The 18,225-nt window shown below is 66.6% G+C and carries 16 protein-coding genes; 7 read left to right on the forward strand and 9 right to left on the reverse strand.

Going from position 1 to position 18,225, the window contains the following annotated elements; translation table 11 throughout:
- Positions 1–16 precede the first annotated feature (16 nt).
- Positions 17–2,644, reverse strand: a complete 2,628-nt coding sequence (locus tag N7590_RS18750; RefSeq protein ID WP_279935787.1) for a TonB-dependent receptor — start codon at positions 2,642–2,644, stop codon at positions 17–19.
- Positions 2,645–2,876: 232 nt separating this feature from the next.
- Entirely contained in the window at positions 2,877–3,854 is a 978-nt protein-coding gene (locus N7590_RS18755; RefSeq protein WP_053511496.1) for a zinc-binding dehydrogenase, read from the reverse strand.
- A 432-nt stretch (positions 3,855–4,286) separates the two neighbouring features.
- Between N7590_RS18755 and N7590_RS18760 the strand changes: the two genes are divergently transcribed.
- The 4 genes from N7590_RS18760 to N7590_RS18775 all read left to right on the forward strand — a co-directional run bounded on the left by N7590_RS18760 (position 4,287) and on the right by N7590_RS18775 (position 8,581).
- Positions 4,287–6,650 (forward strand): ribonucleoside-diphosphate reductase subunit alpha, encoded by a 2,364-nt coding sequence (locus N7590_RS18760; protein WP_164240358.1) that lies wholly within the window; start codon positions 4,287–4,289, stop codon positions 6,648–6,650.
- A gap of 99 nt (positions 6,651–6,749) precedes the next feature.
- Complete coding sequence (locus N7590_RS18765) at positions 6,750–7,790, forward strand: ribonucleotide-diphosphate reductase subunit beta (RefSeq protein ID WP_008267116.1); 1,041 nt, start codon at positions 6,750–6,752, stop codon at positions 7,788–7,790.
- Between the two features lie 13 nt (positions 7,791–7,803).
- Positions 7,804–8,283 carry a flavodoxin gene (locus tag N7590_RS18770; protein WP_204275087.1) on the forward strand — a complete coding sequence of 160 codons (480 nt, stop codon included), beginning with the start codon at positions 7,804–7,806 and terminating at the stop codon, positions 8,281–8,283.
- On the forward strand, positions 8,255–8,581 hold the full coding sequence (locus N7590_RS18775; protein WP_006450185.1) for a thioredoxin family protein: 327 nt from the start codon (positions 8,255–8,257) through the stop codon (positions 8,579–8,581). The genes N7590_RS18770 and N7590_RS18775 overlap by 29 nt, the downstream gene beginning before the upstream one ends.
- Positions 8,582–8,673: 92 nt before the next feature.
- On the opposite strand, the gene N7590_RS18780 is transcribed toward N7590_RS18775, so the two are convergent.
- The gene (locus tag N7590_RS18780) at positions 8,674–10,005 is read right to left on the reverse strand and encodes an Nramp family divalent metal transporter (protein ID WP_164240356.1); all 1,332 of its coding nucleotides are present in this window, start codon (positions 10,003–10,005) and stop codon (positions 8,674–8,676) included.
- A 117-nt stretch (positions 10,006–10,122) separates the two neighbouring features.
- On the opposite strand from N7590_RS18780, the gene mntR reads away from it, so the two are divergent.
- On the forward strand, positions 10,123–10,593 hold the full coding sequence (gene mntR, locus N7590_RS18785; RefSeq protein WP_049457402.1) for a manganese-binding transcriptional regulator MntR: 471 nt from the start codon (positions 10,123–10,125) through the stop codon (positions 10,591–10,593).
- 113 nt (positions 10,594–10,706) lie between these two features.
- Here the strand turns inward: mntR and N7590_RS18790 are convergent, their stop codons facing one another.
- From N7590_RS18790 to fabR, 3 genes are all read right to left on the reverse strand, one after another.
- On the reverse strand, positions 10,707–11,255 hold the full coding sequence (locus N7590_RS18790) for a thioredoxin-like domain-containing protein (RefSeq protein WP_164240353.1): 549 nt from the start codon (positions 11,253–11,255) through the stop codon (positions 10,707–10,709).
- The gene (locus tag N7590_RS18795; RefSeq protein WP_164240351.1) at positions 11,245–13,404 is read right to left on the reverse strand and encodes a TonB-dependent receptor; all 2,160 of its coding nucleotides are present in this window, start codon (positions 13,402–13,404) and stop codon (positions 11,245–11,247) included. The genes N7590_RS18790 and N7590_RS18795 overlap by 11 nt, the downstream gene beginning before the upstream one ends.
- 217 nt (positions 13,405–13,621) lie before the next feature.
- Positions 13,622–14,278: an HTH-type transcriptional repressor FabR gene (gene fabR / locus N7590_RS18800; protein WP_053449970.1), complete on the reverse strand. Its 657-nt coding sequence runs from the start codon at positions 14,276–14,278 to the stop codon at positions 13,622–13,624.
- Positions 14,279–14,370: 92 nt separating this feature from the next.
- Here fabR and N7590_RS18805 point away from each other — a divergent pair, with 92 nt between their 5' ends.
- Together N7590_RS18805 and N7590_RS18810 are read left to right on the forward strand one after the other, a co-directional pair.
- Positions 14,371–15,441 carry a ferredoxin reductase gene (locus tag N7590_RS18805; RefSeq protein WP_053449969.1) on the forward strand — a complete coding sequence of 357 codons (1,071 nt, stop codon included), beginning with the start codon at positions 14,371–14,373 and terminating at the stop codon, positions 15,439–15,441.
- Between the two features lie 11 nt (positions 15,442–15,452).
- On the forward strand, positions 15,453–16,601 hold the full coding sequence (locus N7590_RS18810) for an acyl-CoA desaturase (protein ID WP_008266479.1): 1,149 nt from the start codon (positions 15,453–15,455) through the stop codon (positions 16,599–16,601).
- A gap of 5 nt (positions 16,602–16,606) precedes the next feature.
- Here the strand turns inward: N7590_RS18810 and N7590_RS18815 are convergent, their stop codons facing one another.
- From N7590_RS18815 to N7590_RS18825, 3 genes are read right to left on the reverse strand one after another with little or no spacing between them, the layout of a single operon-like run.
- Complete coding sequence (locus tag N7590_RS18815) at positions 16,607–16,942, reverse strand: tetratricopeptide repeat protein (RefSeq protein ID WP_008267331.1); 336 nt, start codon at positions 16,940–16,942, stop codon at positions 16,607–16,609.
- Entirely contained in the window at positions 16,942–17,517 is a 576-nt protein-coding gene (locus N7590_RS18820) for a flavin reductase family protein (protein ID WP_279935789.1), read from the reverse strand. The genes N7590_RS18815 and N7590_RS18820 overlap by 1 nt, the downstream gene beginning before the upstream one ends.
- Positions 17,514–18,143, reverse strand: coding sequence for a superoxide dismutase (locus tag N7590_RS18825; protein ID WP_053511918.1), 630 nt, complete (start codon positions 18,141–18,143; stop codon positions 17,514–17,516). Before N7590_RS18825 ends, N7590_RS18820 begins: the two co-directional genes overlap by 4 nt.
- Positions 18,144–18,225: the final 82 nt, after the last annotated feature.

Below are 18,225 nucleotides of genomic sequence, written 5' to 3' on the forward strand. Positions count from 1 at the left end.
CCGCCCCGATACCGCATCAGAACCGGTAGCGTGCCCCCAGCGAGACGAACTGCCCGCGCAGGTTGTACTGGCTGATGTCGAAGCCGTTGGAGCCACCGGCCGGATCGAACGGCGGGTCCTTGTCGGTCAGGTTCAGCACCGACAGTGACAGCGTGGTGTTGGCAATGCCTTCGTACGCCACGTACAGATCCAATTGGTGATACGGCTTGACGCGGTCGCGCAGGCCCGGGTTGCTGGTCGCCGTCGCCACGCGCTGGTCGTAGCCGCTCACGTACTGCAGGCTCAGCGTGCTGCTCCAGTCACCCACCGCCCAGTTCAGCGAGGTGGTGCCGCGGGTGCGCGGCAGTGCGCCGTGGCGGTTGTTGCCGGCACCGTCATACGGGGCCTGGCCGGCCACCAGCGGCTGCTTGAAGCTGAGCAGGTGGCTCCAGCTGCCGGCCACGGTGAAGCTGCCCCAGCCGTCGGTGCGGAAGGTGCGGGTGGCGTCCAGGTCCAGCCCCGAGGTGGTCAGCTCGCCCTGGTTGGCGTACTGGTTGGTGATGAACTGGATGCGTCCTTGTGCATCACGCTGCACGCGGCCGGGGAACAGGGTCGGGTTGTCGACGATGAACTGCGCGCTGTCCGGCTTGACCAGGTTGTCCTGCTCGATGCGGTACCAGTCCAGGCCGATGCTGGTGTCGCCATCCGGCGACCACACCGCACCCACGTTGAAGTTGCGCGAGCGCTCGGCCTTCAGGTCCGGGTTGCCGGTGCGGATGTTGGTGACGCCACGGCTGCCACCGGGCTGTAGCGGATCCAGCGGATCGATCAGCGAGCCGTAGCTGACGGTCTGGCCCGGCGCGATCTCAGGCAGCGAGGGGGCGCGGAAACCACGTGAGAACGAGCCGCGCAGCAGCAGGCTGTCCAGCGGCTGCCAGCGCAGCGCCACTTTCGGCGAGAACGCCTTGCCGAAGTCATCGTAGTGGTCGCCGCGACCAGCCAGCTGCAGCTCCAGCGTGCGATGCAGCGGCACGCTCAGTTCGGCGTACGCGGCACTGACCTGGCGCTCGCCGTTGACCACGTTGATGGCCGGGCGCAGTTCGGTACCGGACAGCACCTGCGCGCTGGTACGCGCATCCAGCGATTCCTTGCGGAACTCGGCACCCCAGGCGAAGCCGACCGTGCCGGCCGGGAGTTCCCACAGCGAGGTCGATGCTTTGACGTTCAATGAGTGCAGCTTGTACCAGCCCGGTCGCTTGGTCTGCAGGCGCAGGGCATCCAGCGCGCCCGGCGCGCTGGACGGATTGAGGAAGTTGTAGCTGCCATCGCGCAGGGTCTGCTCGAACGCGTAGCGGTTGACGAAGTTGTCGACATACTCGCGCTGCGCACTCTGCGAGGTCAGCGCCGCCGCCTCCCAATCCCAGCGTTCACCGCTGCCGCGCACGCCGGCCAGCGCGCGGTAGAACACCTGGGTGTTGTCCTTCAGGCGCGGGCCGAGATCGAAGAAGGTGTACTCGAACGGCAGCGGCGTGCTGCCCGGGTTGTTCGGGTGGCCAACCGGCAGCACCGCCGGCACGTCGATCAGGGTGCCGGTGGCCGGGTTGTACGCACGCAGGCCCGGGCCGACGGTGAGCGGCGCGCTGAAGATCTGGTCGGCCTTGTTGTGGCTGTACAGCACGTCGGCGAACGCTTCGACGCTGTCGTTGAAGCGGTAGGTCGCACTCAACGACGCCTGCAGGCGCTCGGCGCCGGGCTGCAGCGTCTTGAACGGCTGTGCGTTGAAGGCGCAGGCCTGGCCGGGCAGGGTGCTGCCGAAATCGCTGTACGGCCGCAACTGGCTGCCATCGGGGCAGTTGGCGAATGGCTGCGGTGCGCGTGGGTTGGACAGCCAGTTGCCACCGGCAGTGGACCAGCCGGCCAGGCGGCCACCGGGCTTGTCGCGGAAATCGCCGCTGCGGGTGTAGGCGCGCTGATCGGCGTCGAGGCGATCTCGCTTGAGCAGGTCCAGCCCGAACAGCACGTTCCAGCCCTGCTGTTCGAGGTCGCCGAACCCAGCGAGAAGATTGGCTTTGCGTTCGTTCAAGCCGTCCTGGGTAGCGGTACCGAAACCGCCGCCGACCTCCACGCCCTGGAAGTTCCTGCGCAGGATGATGTTGATGACGCCGGCGATGGCATCGGAGCCATACACCGCCGAGGCACCGTCCTTCAGCACTTCGATGCGTTCGACCGCGCTGATCGGCAGCGCGTTGAGGTCGACGAAGGTGTCCTGCGTGTTGAGCGCGAAGCCGAAGTTGGACACGCGGTAGCCGTTGACCAGCACCAGCGTGTTCTTCGGCGACAGGCCACGCAGGCCGATCGAGGCCGAGCCGGCGGCGAAACTGCCGGTGTACTGCTCGTCGAAGCTGTTGCCGGCATTGGCCGACAGGTTGCGCAGCACGTCGGTGAGGGTGGAGCGGCCGGTCTGTTCGATCTGTTCGCGGCTCACGATCTGCACCGGGTTGGGCCCGGCGGTATCGCTGCGCTTGATGTTGGAGCCGGTCACCAGCACGGCGCCCAGGGTGGTGCTGTCCTTGCCGGTGTCTGCAGTTTCAGCGGCGCCGGCAGTTCCGGCGGAAAGGCCCAGCGCGATGGCGCCGGCAAGCAGGTTCAGGGTGGTGCGGTACATGAAAGCGACAACGCCGAACGGGGAGGAGCCTTCAGTACCGCACGCGACTGCACGCGCCTTCCAATGACGAAAGCGCATTCAGTTATACATCACAGGTTCTTAACGAAATGACTCGGTTGGTGCGGGCCGTTGGTCCGCGCGCTGCTGTAGAGCCGAGCCTACGCTCGGCTCCGCACACTGACCGGAAAGCAGCCGAGCATGGCTCGGCTCTACAGAAGGCAATGCCAGCCCATCAAGGCCGCAGCAGCACCTTGCCGTTGCGACCCGAGCCGCCCGCGGCCTTCGCTGCCTGGGCAATATCATCCAGTGCGAAGACCCGCTCCACTGGCAGGGTCAGTTCGCCGCCGGCGGCGCGCTTCAGCAGTTCGCCGACCAGCCGCCGCTTGTCCTCCACCGCCATCGCCTGGCTGACCTTGCTGCCCCAGAAGCCCTTCACCGTGGCCTCCTTGTAGATCAGGCCACCGGCGGGGATGTGCATCGGCTGGCCGCTCATCACGCCGAACGAGACCAGGGTGCCGTGGTGGCCAAGCAGGTCGACCAGGTCGCCGCTGGCGTCGCCGCCGATGGAATCGACTGCCGCCGCTGCCTGCGCTTCGCCCGTTGCGGCGCGCACGCGATCCTTCCAGCCGTCCACCGAGGTATCAAATACGTGATCGATGCCGAGTGCCTGCAGCTGCGCCACCGCGTCGGCGTTGCGCACCAGGTTGGCCACGTGCACGCCGCGCGCCCGCGCCAGCATCGCCAGCGACTTGCCGACGGCCCCGTTGGCGGTGTTCTGCACGATCCACTGGCCCGGCTCGACGTGCAGGAACTCCAGCAGCATCAGCGCGCTCAGCGGCATCGCGATCAGCTGTGCGGCCATCTCGTCGGCGATGGCGTCCGGCATCGGAATCACCATGCGCGCCGGTGCGATGAACGCTTCGGCCCAGGTGCCGTGCACCGAGGCGGCGGCCACGCGCTGGCCGATCCGCAGGCCCTCGACGCCTTCGCCAAGCGCATCGACCACGCCCAGTGCCTCACTACCAGCGATGGCCGGCAGGGTCGGCTTGTAGCCATACAGGCCACGCACGGTCAGCAGGTCGTGGTTGTGGATCGAGGCCAGCACGGTACGGATGCGCACCTCGCCGGGGCCGGGTTCGGGCAGGGCCACATCGGCAACGGCAAGGACGTCGGCCGGGTCGGCGAAGGAAGCGTACTGGGCAGCGCGCATGGGCTGTGTTCCGGGGAAAGTGGAGGTTGTATCGAACTGGGGACGAGGGCGCGTTCGACAAGGCGCCGCCGCTGCAACACGGCATCCTGCGACGGATCGTCGCGTCATGTCGCGATTACCTCATCTTGTGTTGACGACTCGGAATATCCCCACTATGTTGTGGCCGTCACTCCCGGTCAGCCGCCGCCGCCGGACATGTAGCAAACGTCCCGCGGCCCGCCCCTGAAGGCTTGCCGTGTCGACGCGGCCGCCATCGCGCGGACACAGGTCGCCCCCACGGCCCGGATACCGGCCGCAGGCGCAGGCGCATGCCGACGACCTGATGATCCCGTGCGTTGGCATCCCACCCCGATCGCCCCGTGCGCCGGTATCGCGTGCAGGGCTGCCACGGCATCGACGCCCCTGTGCGTGCGAGCCTGGAGACGCAGGACCATGACCGACAACACCTACCGCGCGGCCGATCTGGCCGGCGCCGGCGACGCTTTGCGCGCTGGCGGCGAGCGCGTGCCGACCTGGATCACCAAGGAGGCCGGCAACCGTCGCCTGCCGTTCGACGCCGAGCGCCTGCAGCGCAGCATCGATACCGTGCACGCGGAGTTCCCGCAGCTGGATGTAAGCGACTATCGCCGCGTGGTGCAGGCGATGGTCGAGCGCAAGCCGAGCCTCAGTGCCGATGACCTGGTCGACCTGCTGATCCGCGAGGCCGAATCGCGCGTGGATCTGGTCGCGCCGGAGTGGGAGCAGTTCGCCGCACGCATCTACCTGCGCCGCCTGTACAAGCGCGCCAGCCGCAATCGCTTCTATGACGTCAGCCTGAAGTACGGCTCGTACGTGGGCCTGCAGGAAAGCCTCGCCGACCGTGGCATCTACAGCAACGACATCCTGCGCTGCTATTCCAAGGAAGAGCTGCAGCAGGCCGGCGAGATGATCGAGCCGGAACGCGATCGCCTGTTTGCCTACAACGGCCTGTACCTGCTGGCCACGCGCTATCTGGCCAGCGACCGCAGCCGCGAGGTCTATGAACTGCCGCAGGAGCGCTGGCTGACCATCGCGCTGTACCTGATGCAGGAAGAAAAGCCGCGGGAGCGGCGCATGCAGCTGGTCGGCGAGGCCTACTGGGCGCTGTCCAACCTGTACATGACCGTGGCCACGCCGACCCTGGCCAACGCCGGCAAGGTCGGTGGCCAGCTGTCCAGCTGCTTCATCGACACGGTGGATGACAGCCTGCAGGGCATCTATGACTCCAACACCGATATCGCGCGCGTGTCCAAGCACGGTGGTGGTGTGGGCGCCTATCTGGGCTACGTGCGCAGCAGTGGCGCACCGATCCGTGGCGTGCCCAATTCCTCCGGCGGCGTGGTGCCGTGGATCAAGCAGCTCAACAACACCGCGGTCTCGGTCGACCAGCTCGGCCAGCGCAAGGGCGCGGTGGCGGTGTACCTGGACATCTGGCACCGCGACATTGAAGCCTTCCTCGATCTGCGCCTGAACAACGGTGACCAGCGCCTGCGCGCGCACGATGTGTTCACCTCGGTGTGCGTGCCGGACCTGTTCATGGAAGCGGTGGAGCGCCGCGCTGACTGGTACCTGTTCGACCCGCACGAAGTGAAGAGCGCCAAGGGCTGGTACCTTCAGGACTTCTACGATGAGAAGCGCGGCTCAGGCAGCTTCCGCGACCGCTATGCCGAACTGGTGGCCGATGAGCGCATCAGTCGCCGCACGGTGAAGGCGATCGACCTGTTCAAGCGGATCATGCTCAGCCAGCTGGAGACCGGCAACCCGTTCCTGTTCTATCGCGACGAGGTCAACCGCAAGAACCCGAACAAGCACGCGGGCATGGTCTATTCCAGCAACCTGTGCACCGAGATCCTGCAGAACATGAGCCCGACGCGGATGATCCAGGAGATCGTCAGCGGCGACCAGATCGTCACCACCCGCCGCGCGGGTGACTTCGTCGTCTGCAACCTGTCCTCGATCAACCTCGGTCGTGCGATCAGTGCGCCGGATGACCTGCTTGCCACCGACGTGCTGGAGCGCCTGATCCCGATCCAGGTGCGCATGCTCGACAACGTGATCGACCTCAACGCGTTGCCGGTGCCGCAGGCCACGATCACCAACCGCAAGTACCGCGCCATCGGCCTGGGCACCTTCGGCTGGCACCACCTGCTGGCGCAGCAGGCGATCCAGTGGGAATCGCCCGATGCCGAACAGCTCGCCGACCGCCTGTACGAGCGCATCAACTTCCTGACCATCCAGGCCAGCGCGCAGCTGGCCAAGGAGAAGGGCAGCTACCCGATGTTCGCCGGCAGCGACTGGCACAACGGACGCTACTTCGGTGACCGTGGCTACAGTGGCGCGGACTGGGACCGCCTGGCCCGCGAGGTCGCCACGCATGGCCTGCGCAACGGCTGGTTGCTGGCGGTGGCGCCGAACATGAGCACCGCGCAGATTGCTGGTTCCACCGCATCGATCGATCCGATCTACAGCGCGTTCTACTACGAGGAAAAGAAGGACTTCCGGCGGCCGGTGGCCGCGCCCGGCCTGTCGCTGGAGACCTGGCCGTACTACGAAAAGGGCGCCTACAAGGTCGACCAGTTCGCCAGCGTGCGCCAGAACGCGCGGCGCCAGCGCCACGTGGACCAGTCGATCAGCTTCAACCTGTACGTGCCCAGCACGATCCGCGCCAGCACGCTGCTGGAGCTGCACCTGAGCGCGTGGCGCGAAGGCCTGAAGACCACCTACTACGTGCGCTCCAACGACATCGACATCAGCGAATGCGAGTGGTGCGCGAGCTGAGCAACGGTCGTGCCGGCTGCTGGCCGGCAACCCCGCGATCCAGGGTAGTGCCGGCCGCTGGCCGGCAACACGATAGAAAGAAAACGAAGGCAGAAAACCATGGCAACCCCCCTCGACCGCATCAAGATCCTCGAACCGCGCCATCCCAACCGCAGCACCGGCATCATCAACGGACGCACCAGCGGCATCCTGAACTGGAACGACATTCCGTATCCGTCGTTCTATCGGGCCTACAAGGAACTGTCGACCAACTTCTGGATCCCCGACGAAGTCGACATGAAGGCCGATGCGCGCCAGTACGGCGAGTTGTCGGGGCGCGAGAAGAATGCCTACGACTCGATCATCGGCCTGCTCGCTACGCTGGATTCGCCGCAGACCCGCTTCATCTACAACGTGGCCGAGTACATCACCGATCCGGCCGCGCATGCCAACGCGGCGATCATCGGCCAGCAGGAGGTGATCCACAACGAGAGCTACAGCTATGTGCTGGCCTCGATCACCGACCTGCCGAACCAGAACCGCGTGTTCGAGCTGGCGCGCACCCATCCGACCATCATCAAGCGCAACGCGCCGATCATGGGCGCGTATGACGACTTCATGCGCGAGAAGACCGCCGAGACGCTGCTGAAGTCGCTGATCCAGTCCTCGATCCTGGAAGGCATCAACTTCTATTCGGGTTTCGCGTACTTCTACAACATGGTGCGGCAGAACCGCATGACCGGCACCGGCAAGATCATCAGCTTCATCAACCGCGACGAGCTGGCTCACACCAAGTTCATCAGCGAGCTGATCCGCGCCATCATCGGCGAGAACCCGGAGCTGCAGACCAACGAACTGACCGCCTATGTGCACCAGGCGTTCGAGCATGCCATCGAGCTGGAGACCCAGTGGTCGTCGGAAGTGCTGGACGGCATCGACGGCATCGATGTGGAGGAGATGACGCGCTACGTGAAGTACCGGGCCAACAAGATGGCCGGCATGCTCGGCATCGAGCGCCTGTACAGCGACACCACCGACAACGTGATGCCGTGGATCAAGGCCTACGCCGACAACTTCACCGAGACCAAGACCGACTTCTTCGAGATGCGCAATGCAAGTTACAAGAAGACCAACGTCGACAACGGCTTCGACGACCTCTGAGCCCGGCGCGGTGCTGCGCATCCTTCTCGTGGTGGCCTCGCTGAGCGGCAACACCCGCGAGCTTGGCCGGCAGATTGCCGGGCGCTGCCGGGCTGCGGGTCATGCGGTGCACTGGCAGGAGGCGGACGACCTGCGCCAGGCGCCACCGCTGGCGGCCGACGAGGCCGACCTGGTGCTGCTGGGCTGCTGGACCGACAACGCCGGCCGCACGCCTGCGGAGATGAAGGCGTGGGTGGCCGGCATCGCCGAGCGCGGCGAGCGGCCGCGGCAGCTGGCGGTGTTTGGTACCGGCGAAACGCAGTGGGGGCAGGAGTACTACTGCGGCGCCGTGCACCGCCTGATCCGCTATTTCGGCAGCGACTACCCGCCGCTGGAGATCGAACAGATGCCGCACGGCGAGCGCCATGCCGCGGCCATCGAGGCCTGGACCGATGGGGTCCTGGCCCATTACTGGAGCAGCACCGATGCAGATCATCGACGCCACCACACCTGAGCAGTTCCAGCAGCTGCTGGCCGAGCACCCGCGGGTGCTGGTGGACTTCCACAAGGACCAGTGCCCGGGATGCCGGATGCTGGAAATGTCGCTGCATCGGGTGGCGAACAGTGTGGCGGGGCAGGGCACGACCCTGTTGCGGGTGCAGCTGGAGGTGCTGGGTGAGGCGTTCTTCAGGGAACTGGGGCTGCGGCAGACGCCGACGCTGTCGCTGTTCCGTGACGGAGACGAACGACAGCGCCTGCCTGGATTCCAATCGCCGCAGCAGATTGAAGCGGCTATCGCGTTGTATCTGTAGGCCGCGATCCCGGCTTATGTAGAGTCGAGCCATGCTCGACTGCCTTTCGCGCGATGCGCGACGAGTCGAGCATGGCTCGACTCTACAACGGGCTATGCGCCGGCGAAGGTATCCACCAGCAGCTTCACGTTCAACACCACGATCACCAGCGCGATGACCCACGCGATGCTGCCCAGCCAGCGTGGCGCCACCAGTGCGCCCATCGTCACCTTGTCGGTCACGATCCGGACCAGCGGAATGATCGCGAACGGCAGCTGCATCGACAGCACCACCTGGCTCAGCACCAGCAGCTTCACCGCGCCCTGGTCGCCGAACAGCACGATCACCACCACCACCGGAATGATCGCCAGCGCCCGGGTGATCAAGCGCCGCAGCCACGGCGGCAGGCGCAGGTGCAGGAAGCCTTCCATCACGATCTGCCCGGCCAGCGTGGCGGTCACCGTGGAGTTCAGCCCCGAGGCCAGCAGGGCGATCGCGAACAGGGTGGCCGCCGCGCCCACGCCCAGCATCGGTGCCAGCAATTGGTGCGCCTGCTCGATGTCTTCTACATCAAAGCGGCCGTTGGCGTGGAACACCGCCGCCGCCAGGATCAGGATGCTGGCATTGATGAACAGCGCGAGGGTCAGCGCGAGGGTGCTGTCGGTGACCGCCCAGCGCAAGGCGCTGCGGCGCCCTTCGTCGGTGCGGGGGTAGGCGCGGGTCTGCACGATGGACGAATGCAGGTACAGGTTGTGTGGCATCACCGTGGCGCCGATGATGCCGATGGCGATGTAAAGCGCATGCGGATCGGTCACCACCTGCGCACGCGGGATGAAGCCGCCGAGTACCGTCATCACCGGTGGCGCGGCCATTGCGATCTGCACCACGAAGCAGGCGAAGATCACCATCAGCAGCGCGATCACGAACGCTTCCAGTGCACGGAAGCCGCGGTTCATCAGCAACAGCACCAGCAGCGTATCCAGTGCGGTGATCACCGCACCCCACAGCAGTGGCAGATCGAACAGCAGTTTCAGCGCGATCGCCGTGCCGATCACCTCGGCCAGGTCGCAGGCGATGATCGCCGCCTCGCACAGTGCCCATAGCGCCAGGTTCACCGGCTTCGGGTAGCGCGCGCGGCAGGCCTGGGCCAGGTCCATGCCGGTGGCGATGCCGAGCCGCGCCGACAGCGCCTGCAGGATCACCGCCATCAGGTTGGAAATGAGGATGACCGACAGCAGCAGGTAGCCGAAGCGCGAACCGCCGGCCAGATCGGTGGCCCAGTTGCCCGGGTCCATATAGCCGACCGAGATCATGTAGCCCGGGCCGAGGAAGGCCAGCAGGCGGAACCACCAATGGCCCTTGTCAGGCACCGCCACCGACGCGTTGAGCGCGCCCAGGCTGGCCGGAGTGGAGGCCGAAGGGTCGCGGGGCGCCAGGGTGTTCATGGGTTCGAATATAGCTCCTGCTATAGTCATTAGCAATGTGAAACAATCGTCTTTATCGCGTTACTGGTCCAGAATTCAGGTTCAACACCGGAGTACACCGGAAGGACAGGCGCAGGCGTGGGCAAGACCGACGATTCGACATCGCTGAAGAGCACCCCCTTGATCGAGGCCGAGCGTCAGGTCGAGAGCTTCCGGCAAGTGCGCGAGGCGCACCGGATGGAGCTGGTGGAGGACTATGTCGAGCTGATCTCGGACCTGCTGGCCGACGGCGGCGAGGCCCGCCAGGTCGACATCGCCACGCGCCTGGGCGTGGCCCAGCCGACGGTGGCGAAGATGCTGCGGCGCCTGGCCCGTGACGGCTGGGTGGTGCAGCGGCCGTACCGTGGCGTGTTCCTGACCCCGGAAGGCGAGGCGCTGGCGCAGGCCAGCCGCCAGCGCCATCAGACCGTGGAGCGTTTCCTGTTGGCGCTGGGCGTGGACGCGGATACCGCGCGCCGTGATGCCGAGGGCATCGAGCACCATGTCAGCGAACAGACGCTGGCGTTGTTCGAGGCGTTCGTGCGCAAGGCCGAGGGCGGGGCGCCGTAGCGGAAGCGCCGGGCCATGCCCGGCGGCATTTCGCGCGATCCCGGTTTCTGTAGCGTCGAGCCATGCTCGACGGCTGTTCGCGCGATGCGTGCTGAGTCGAGCATGGCTCGACGCTACAGATCAGGCGGGCAGCGCGCCTGTTGCTGCGCGCACGCCTGCTTCGTCCATTCCTTCAACACCGGCTGCAGCCCTTCGTAATGCCGGCCTTGCCAGCCATTGGCCAGCACCTTGCCATCGGCATCGATCAGCACCAGGTTCGGCGGTGCCAGCCCAGCCAAGGCCTGCAGCGCCGGCATGCGCCTGGCGCGGCGCGGGTCAAGCACCGGCCATGGCATGGCCTGCGCGCGCATGTAGCGCCGCAACGCGGCCTCGCTTTCGTCCAGGCTGACGTACACCACTTCGGTATCGGCGCCGGCCTCGCGCAGGGCATCACGCACGCTGCGCAGGGTCGGCACGAAGGCGTGGCAGGGCGCGCACCAGTCGGCACCGAAATACAGTGCCACCAGTTTCGGCGGCGCCGGCCACTGCATCGGCCGCAGTGAGCGCTGCTCGGGCCGCATCAACGAGGCCGAAACCTGCGCGTGCAGGTCCGTCGCCATCGCCGGCACGGCCAGCAGCAGCGCGCCGGCCAGCAACAGTGTTCGTAGCGCTTCAGAATGCATAGCGCAGGTTGACGTACCACGAGCGCGCAAAGCGCGGGCCGTAGACGTAGTCACTGTCACGCAGAGCACCGGTTTCCAGGTCCTTCTGGCGCTGGTCGAACACATTCTTGACGCCTGCCGCCACCGACACTTCCTGCTGCGCCTGTGCGCCCAGGTGCCGGTGCCAGCGTGCACCGAGATCGGTGACCAGGAACGCACGGGTGCGGTGCAGTTCGCCCAGCCGGTTGTTCAGCACCGACATCGGGCCGGTGTGGCGCAGCGCCACGAAGGTTTCCCACGGCTCGGCCGGCATCCAGCTGAGCTGGGCCAGCCCGGTCCAGCGCGGTGTCTTCAGGTAATCGCGGCTCTCGATGACGGTGCCGCCGCCCTCGCCGGTGTCGTCGAAGATGCGCTGCGGTTCGCGGAAGCGCGAGCGGTACCACGAGGCACCGGCGGTCAGCCGCCACTGCGGCGAAGGTTGCCAGCCGAGATTGGTTTCCGCGCCCAGCACGTTCGAGCCGGAGGCGTTGTAGCGCAGCTGGCTCAGCTGGCCGTCTTCACCGCGCTGGATCTCGCCCAGCGCGAAGGTGTCGCGGATGCGCGCATACGAGGCGGTGGCATCCCAGCTCCAGACCGGGTTGGCCGGGTCCGAACGCCAATCGAAGCCGAACAGCGTGGTCAACGCGCGCTCTTCCTTCAGGCCGTCGGTGTTGTGCACGCGCACCTGTTCGCCGCCGAGGGTATCCACGTGCACGTCCTCGACGAAGATTTCCGGTGCACGGAAACCGGTGGCGATGCCGGCGCGCCATTTCAGGTTCGGCGTGGCCTGCCAGGCCAGCGCGATGCGCGGCGAGAACACCGCATTGTCCAGTTCGGAGCTCTTGTCCACGCGCGCGCCGAGTACAAGGTCCACGTTGTCACGCAGGCTCCACTCGTCCTGGACGAAGGCGCCCAGGTTGTGGAAGCTCGCATCCTCCAGTACCGCAAGGCGCTGGCCGGCGCCGTTGCGGTTGTCGTCGCGCAGCGCCTCATGTTTGTATTGCACACCAAAGGCCAGCGCGTGTGCGCCCACGCGCCAGTTCAACTGGCTGTCGATGTAGTGCAGCGGGTTATGGGTGCGGCCGTACTGCCGCCACGAACGCGAGGCGGCACTGCCGGCCACGTTCGGGTCCAGCTGCGACGGGTCGTAGCCCGGCGCCGATGGATCGGTGACCACGTCGCCGAGGCCGCCATAGAAGCTGTCGCGATCAATATCGGCGAACGCATAGGCCAGACGGAAATCGACGTCGGCATTGATTTCCTGATCCCAGGACACGCTGCCACGGCGATACTTCGTATCCAGCGATTCGGCGATGTTGGCCAGGTATTCGGGCTGGTCCAGGCGGTTGCCGCCGCGGCGGGTTTCGTCGGTCACCTGCAGGTCCAGGCGCAGCCGCGTGCCCGGCGTGGGCGCGTACCAGGCCTGCAGCCCGCCGACCTTGAGGTTCTTGCGGGTGATCTCGGTATAGCCATCGCCGTTGTAGTCGATGCCGCTGTTCCAGTTGCGCTGGGCGATTACCGACAGCCCGGCATCGGCGTCTTTGGCGACAAGGTCCAGGCGCACGTCGGCATTCTTCTGCGGCGTGCCCTTCAATACATCCACGCCGGCCTGCACATGGCCCCCACTGCGCGCCGGCAGCGGCGGGATCAGGTTGATCACGCCGGCCACCGCGCCCGGGCCGTAAAGCGCCGAGCCACCGCCCTTGACCACTTCGATGCGGTCGACGAAGCCGGCCGGAATCTGTTCCAGCCCGTACACGCTGCCCAGTGTGGACAGCAGCGGAATGCCATCGAACAAGAGCTGGTTGTAGGCGCCGGGCAGGCCCAGCAGCTGCACTTCGCTGGTGTTGCAGTTCTGGCAGTTGCTTTCCACGCGCAGGCCGTTGATCAGTTCGGCGGCACGCGAGAAGTCGGTGGCCGCACGCAGTGCGATGTCCTCTTTGCGCAGGACCTCGGTGCGGATCGGCACGTCCGACAGCAGGCGTTCGCTGCGGGTGGCGGTACTGACCTTGACCTGCACGCGGTCCAGTTCGGTCGGCTTCGGTGAGGCGGCCAGTGCAGGCAGCGGCAGGATCAGGGCGATGGCGGCGGCCAGAGGCAGCCGATGGAAGAGCGGGGTGGCAACGTGCATGCGGGCGTCGTCCTTGGGGGAGGAAAGGCGGCGAGGGCGACCTGGCTGGAGCATATAAAAGCATCGGCTCATAGATATAGCAAGTGCTATATATCGAAGCCGCAGCAATTCTGCGCGCGCCAGGCATCCAGATGGATCATGCTGGTGTTATAACATTACATATCGAAGCCGCGACCCTGCCGGTGGTCATGTACCGCGATGCACGATTCGCGTCTTGTCAGCCGCGGCGGAAGGCGGCGGGGGTGCGGGCGCCGACGATGATCATGCGGATCATCGTGGAGATCTGCTCGACCAGTTCCGGGTCGTTCTCCGGAGGCTGGTCCATGGCCGACGCGCCCATCGCGAACACCAGGCGGGTGATCGCCATCGAGACCAGTTCCGGCTTGTGCAGGACCGCACCATCCAGGGCGGCCAGGCGCACCAGGTCGTGCTGCAGCTCTTCCTCGAAATAGTGCAGCTCGCGTTCGACGGCGTGCTTGAAATCGTCCGAGCCGACGGCCCCTTCGCGCAGCAGCACGTGCAGCAGCTTGTCGTCGGCACGCAGCTGCTCCATGAAGGTCTCCACCGACACCCGCACCACGCTGCTGGCGCTGGAGGTGGCGCGCTGGCGGGCCTCGCCGATGATGGTGCGCAGCGAGCGGCCGGCCACGTCGATCAGGGCCACGGCCAGTTCGTCCATGTCGCGGAACTGCCGATAGAAGCTGTTCGGTGCGATGCCCGCCTCGCGGGCCACTTCACGCAGGCTCAGCGTGGACAGGCTGCGGTGCGGCCCGATCAGCTTCAGCGCGGCAGCCAGCAGATCCTCGCGGCTCACCGTTCGGCGGGTCGGGCTGTTGGCATCTTCGTTCGGCGTCAGGGCGGTGGCGGCGGCCATGGGTGTTCCGGTGGGGCAAGGCTGAATCATACCCAATCCGGTTCAATATACACATGTATACACAGGTGTATGTGCGCCCGTATAGTGCGCCCATGAGCGCTGTCGTCCGTCCTTCCCTGTTTTCTCCGCACCGCTGGGTGTCGCCGACGCTGTTCGATTTCTGGGCAGGTCAGCTGAATCCTCTGTGGACCCTGCGTGAGCCGATGGCCCGCCTGGTACGGCGTGAGCCGGCCGGTGAGGGCGCGGCAACCCTGGTGCTGCGCACCAACCGGCACTGGGCCGGCATGCGCGCCGGCCAGCACGTGACCCTGAGCGTGGAAATTGAAGGACGTGTGTGGCAGCGCAGCTACAGCCCCACGGTGCTTGGGCGACGCGAGCTGGCGATTACCGTCAAGGCGGTCGAGGGCGGCCGGGTCAGCCAGCATCTGGTCAACCACGCACGGCCGGGCGAGCTGTTCCGTGTCGATGCCGCGTTCGGCGAGTTCCACATGCCCGCCGCCGCGCCGGTGCTGCTGCTGGCTGCCGGCAGCGGCATCACGCCGATGCGAAGCCTTCTGCGCGAAGCCTGCCAGCGCCCATTGGCGGCACCGGTCGACCTGTTCTACTGGGAGCGCACTGCCGCCCATCTGCAGTTCCGTGATGAACTGCAGGCGCTGGCGGCGGCGCAGCCGAATCTGCGCGTGCATCTGCTGGCCACCCGCGAAGGCGACATCCCGGCCGCGCGCATCGGCAGCCATGACCTGCAGGTGCCCGGCGATGACACGCCGCTGGCACAGCGCCATGTGCTGGCCTGCGGCCCGGATGGGTTCGTCGCCGCCGCACGTGAACGCCTGGCGCATCAGGTGGCGGGCTTCCAGGCCGAGGCCTTCACCCCGCCGGTGCCGTTGCTCGATGCCAGCAGCGAAGGCGAGGTGTCGTTGACGCTGGCACGCAGTGGCCGCCAGCTGAGCGTGCCGCGCGGCCGCTCGCTGCTGGAAAGCCTCGAAGCCCATGGCATCAAGCCCAAGCACGGCTGCCGCATGGGCATCTGCAACACCTGCACCTGTGATCGCGTCAGTGGCGCTACCCGCCACCTGCGCACCGGCGACCTGCAGTCCGAATCGGCGCAGCCGGTGCGGATCTGCGTGAGCGCGCCGACCACCGACCTGACCCTGGATCTCTGAGGACGCCTGCCATGACCCGCGCTACCGACCGTGCCCTGAGTACTGCCGAGATGCATGCCTTCGGCGAGGAACTCGACGCGATCCGCGACCGTGTGATCGGCAGCCTCGGCGCCTCCGATACCCGTTACATCCGCCGCGTGGCCGCCGCCGTGCGCTGGTTCGGCGTCGGTGGCCGTGGCCTGCTGTTCCTGGCCGCGTTCTCGCCGCTGTTCTGGATGCCGCTGCTGTGGCCGGCCGCGATCACCGGCACGCTGCTGCTGGCGCTGTCGAAGATCCTGGAGAACATGGAGCTCGGCCACAACGTCATGCACGGCCAGTTCGACTGGACCGGCGACCCCAAGCTCAATGGCAATACCTACGAGTGGGACATCGTCGCCACCGCCGACAACTGGCGCAAGACCCACAATTTCCGCCATCACACCTACACCAACGTGCGTGGCATGGACGATGACATCGGCTATGGCCTGCTGCGCATCTTCCCGGAACAGCGCTGGAAGCCCTTCTACCTGCTGCAGCCGATCATCGCGCCGATCTTCGCGCTGCTGTTCCAGTGGGGCGTGGCCGCGCAGGACCTGCGCCTGGGCCGCTGGCTGAAGGGCCGCATGAGTGCCCGTGCGATGTGGCTGCAGACCCGCCCGGTGGCGCGCAAGATGGCCCGCCAGGTGCTGAAGGACTACGTGTTCTTCCCGCTGCTGGCCGGCCCGTTCTTCCTCACCGTGATGCTGGGCAACATGGTGGCCAACGGCCTGCGCAACATCTGGACCTACGTGATCATCTTCTGCGGCCACTTCACCGCTGAGTCGGAAACCTTCCCGAAGGAATGCCTGCGCAATGAATCGCGTGGCCACTGGTACCTTCGCCAGCTGCGTGGTTCGTCCAACATCAGCGGTGGTTTCCTGATCAACGTGCTGTCGGGCAACCTCAGCCACCAGATCGAGCACCACTTCTACCCGGACCTGCCGGCCAACCGCTATGCGGCCATCGCCAAGGAAGTGAAGGACATCTGCCGCCGCTACGGCCAGCACTACAACAACGGCTCGCTGCCGCGCCAGTTCGGCCAGGTGGTCTGGCGCATCCTGCGCCACGCGTTCCCGAGCAAGCCGCGCCGCCTGCCGATGGCGGACATCATGTCCGCACCGGCATCGGCCAACGCGGGCTGATCCACTCAGCCCGCCTTCGCCAGGGCCGCCTGTTCGCGGTCCAGGCGACGCAGGAACACCTGCATTTCCTTGCGCGCCTGCTGGTCGCCCTTGCTGCCGGCCACGCTCAGCCCGCGCTGCCAGGCCTCGCGGGCTGCCTGCGGCTGGCCACTGGCCAGCCAGGCCTTGCCCAGCAGCTTCCACGCTGCCGAGTACTGCGGATCGAGCACCACGCAGCGGCCCAGATGGGTCGCCGCGCGCACCGGGTTGCCCGCATCCAGCCAGCCCTTGCCCAGGCCGAAGCGCAGCAGCGCGCCGTCCTTGCCGCTGGCCAGCATGCATTCCAGGGCCTCGATGTTCATCAGCGCACATCCTGCAACAATTCCTGCGGTCCCGGCTGGAAACGGCCGCGATGGAACAGCAGGGGCGCGCCCCCGTTCTCGTGGACATCGATGATGCGGCCGGCCAGCAGCAGGTGATCACCCACCGGCCATTGCGCGTGGCGGGTACAGGTGAGGTGGGCCACCGCACCGGCAATGCGCGGCGGGGCGTCTTCGTCATCCTCCAGCAGTGGCAGGCCGTCGAAACGGTCGCGCACCTGTGGATCGGCGAAGCGCCGTGCCAACGCGTCCTGGTTGGCTGCCAGCACGCTGATCGCAAAGCGGGTGGCGCGCTGGAAGGTGGACAGGCTTTGCGCATGCAGCGCCAGGTTCCACAGCACCAGCGGTGGCTGCAGCGATACCGGCACGAACGAGTTGATGGTCAGGCCGACCGGTTTGCCCTGCGCGTCGCGCGCGCAGACGATCGCCACGCCCGTGGGGAAATGGCCGAGCAGCCGCCGCAATGCACGCGGCGGCATCCCGACCGACGGCACCGGAGCCGGGGCGGGGAACACCCCCGCCCACGGCCCGGCGTACGGCAGTGTCTCGCCGCTCATGAGGCCCGGGCCTGGCGGTAGCGCCGGCCGACCTCGGCCCAGTTGATGATGTTGAAGAACGCACCGATGTAGTCCGGGCGACGGTTCTGGTAATGCAGGTAGTAGGCGTGCTCCCAGACATCCAGTGCCAGGATCGGCGTGTTGCCGGACAGGCCGACCGCTGCGCCCATCAGCGGGCTGTCCTGGTTGGCGCTGCTTTCAACCTGCAGGTGACCGTCGTGATCAGTGGTCAGCCACGCCCAGCCGCTGCCGAAGCGGGTCTGCGCGGCCTTGCTGAAGGCATCCTTGAACGCATCGAAGCCGCCGAGATCGCGATCGATGGCCGCGCCGAGTTCGTCATCAGGGGTGCCGCCACTGGCGCTGAGTACGGTCCAGAACAGGCTGTGGTTGGCGTGGCCACCGCCATTGTTGCGCACCGCGCCGCGCTGCGCTTCGGGCACCGCATCAAGGTTGGCGATGAGCGCCTCGACCGGTTGCGCGGCGATGCCGGCCTGCTCGAGGGCGGCATTGAGGTTGTTGACGTAGGTCTGGTGGTGCTTGCCGTGGTGGATCTCCATCGTGCGCGCATCGAAGTGCGGCTCGAGGGCATCATAGGCGTAGGGGAGCGGGGGAAGCGAGTACGACATCGAAGCAATCTCCGTGGGGAAGGCCAGCGGGCTGGCCGTGGGGAGATCGTTATCGCACCTCAACATTGGTTGAGGTCAAGCG

Origin of the sequence: Stenotrophomonas sp. GD04024 (assembly GCF_029837545.1) — a bacterium.
GTDB lineage: Bacteria > Pseudomonadota > Gammaproteobacteria > Xanthomonadales > Xanthomonadaceae > Stenotrophomonas > Stenotrophomonas forensis.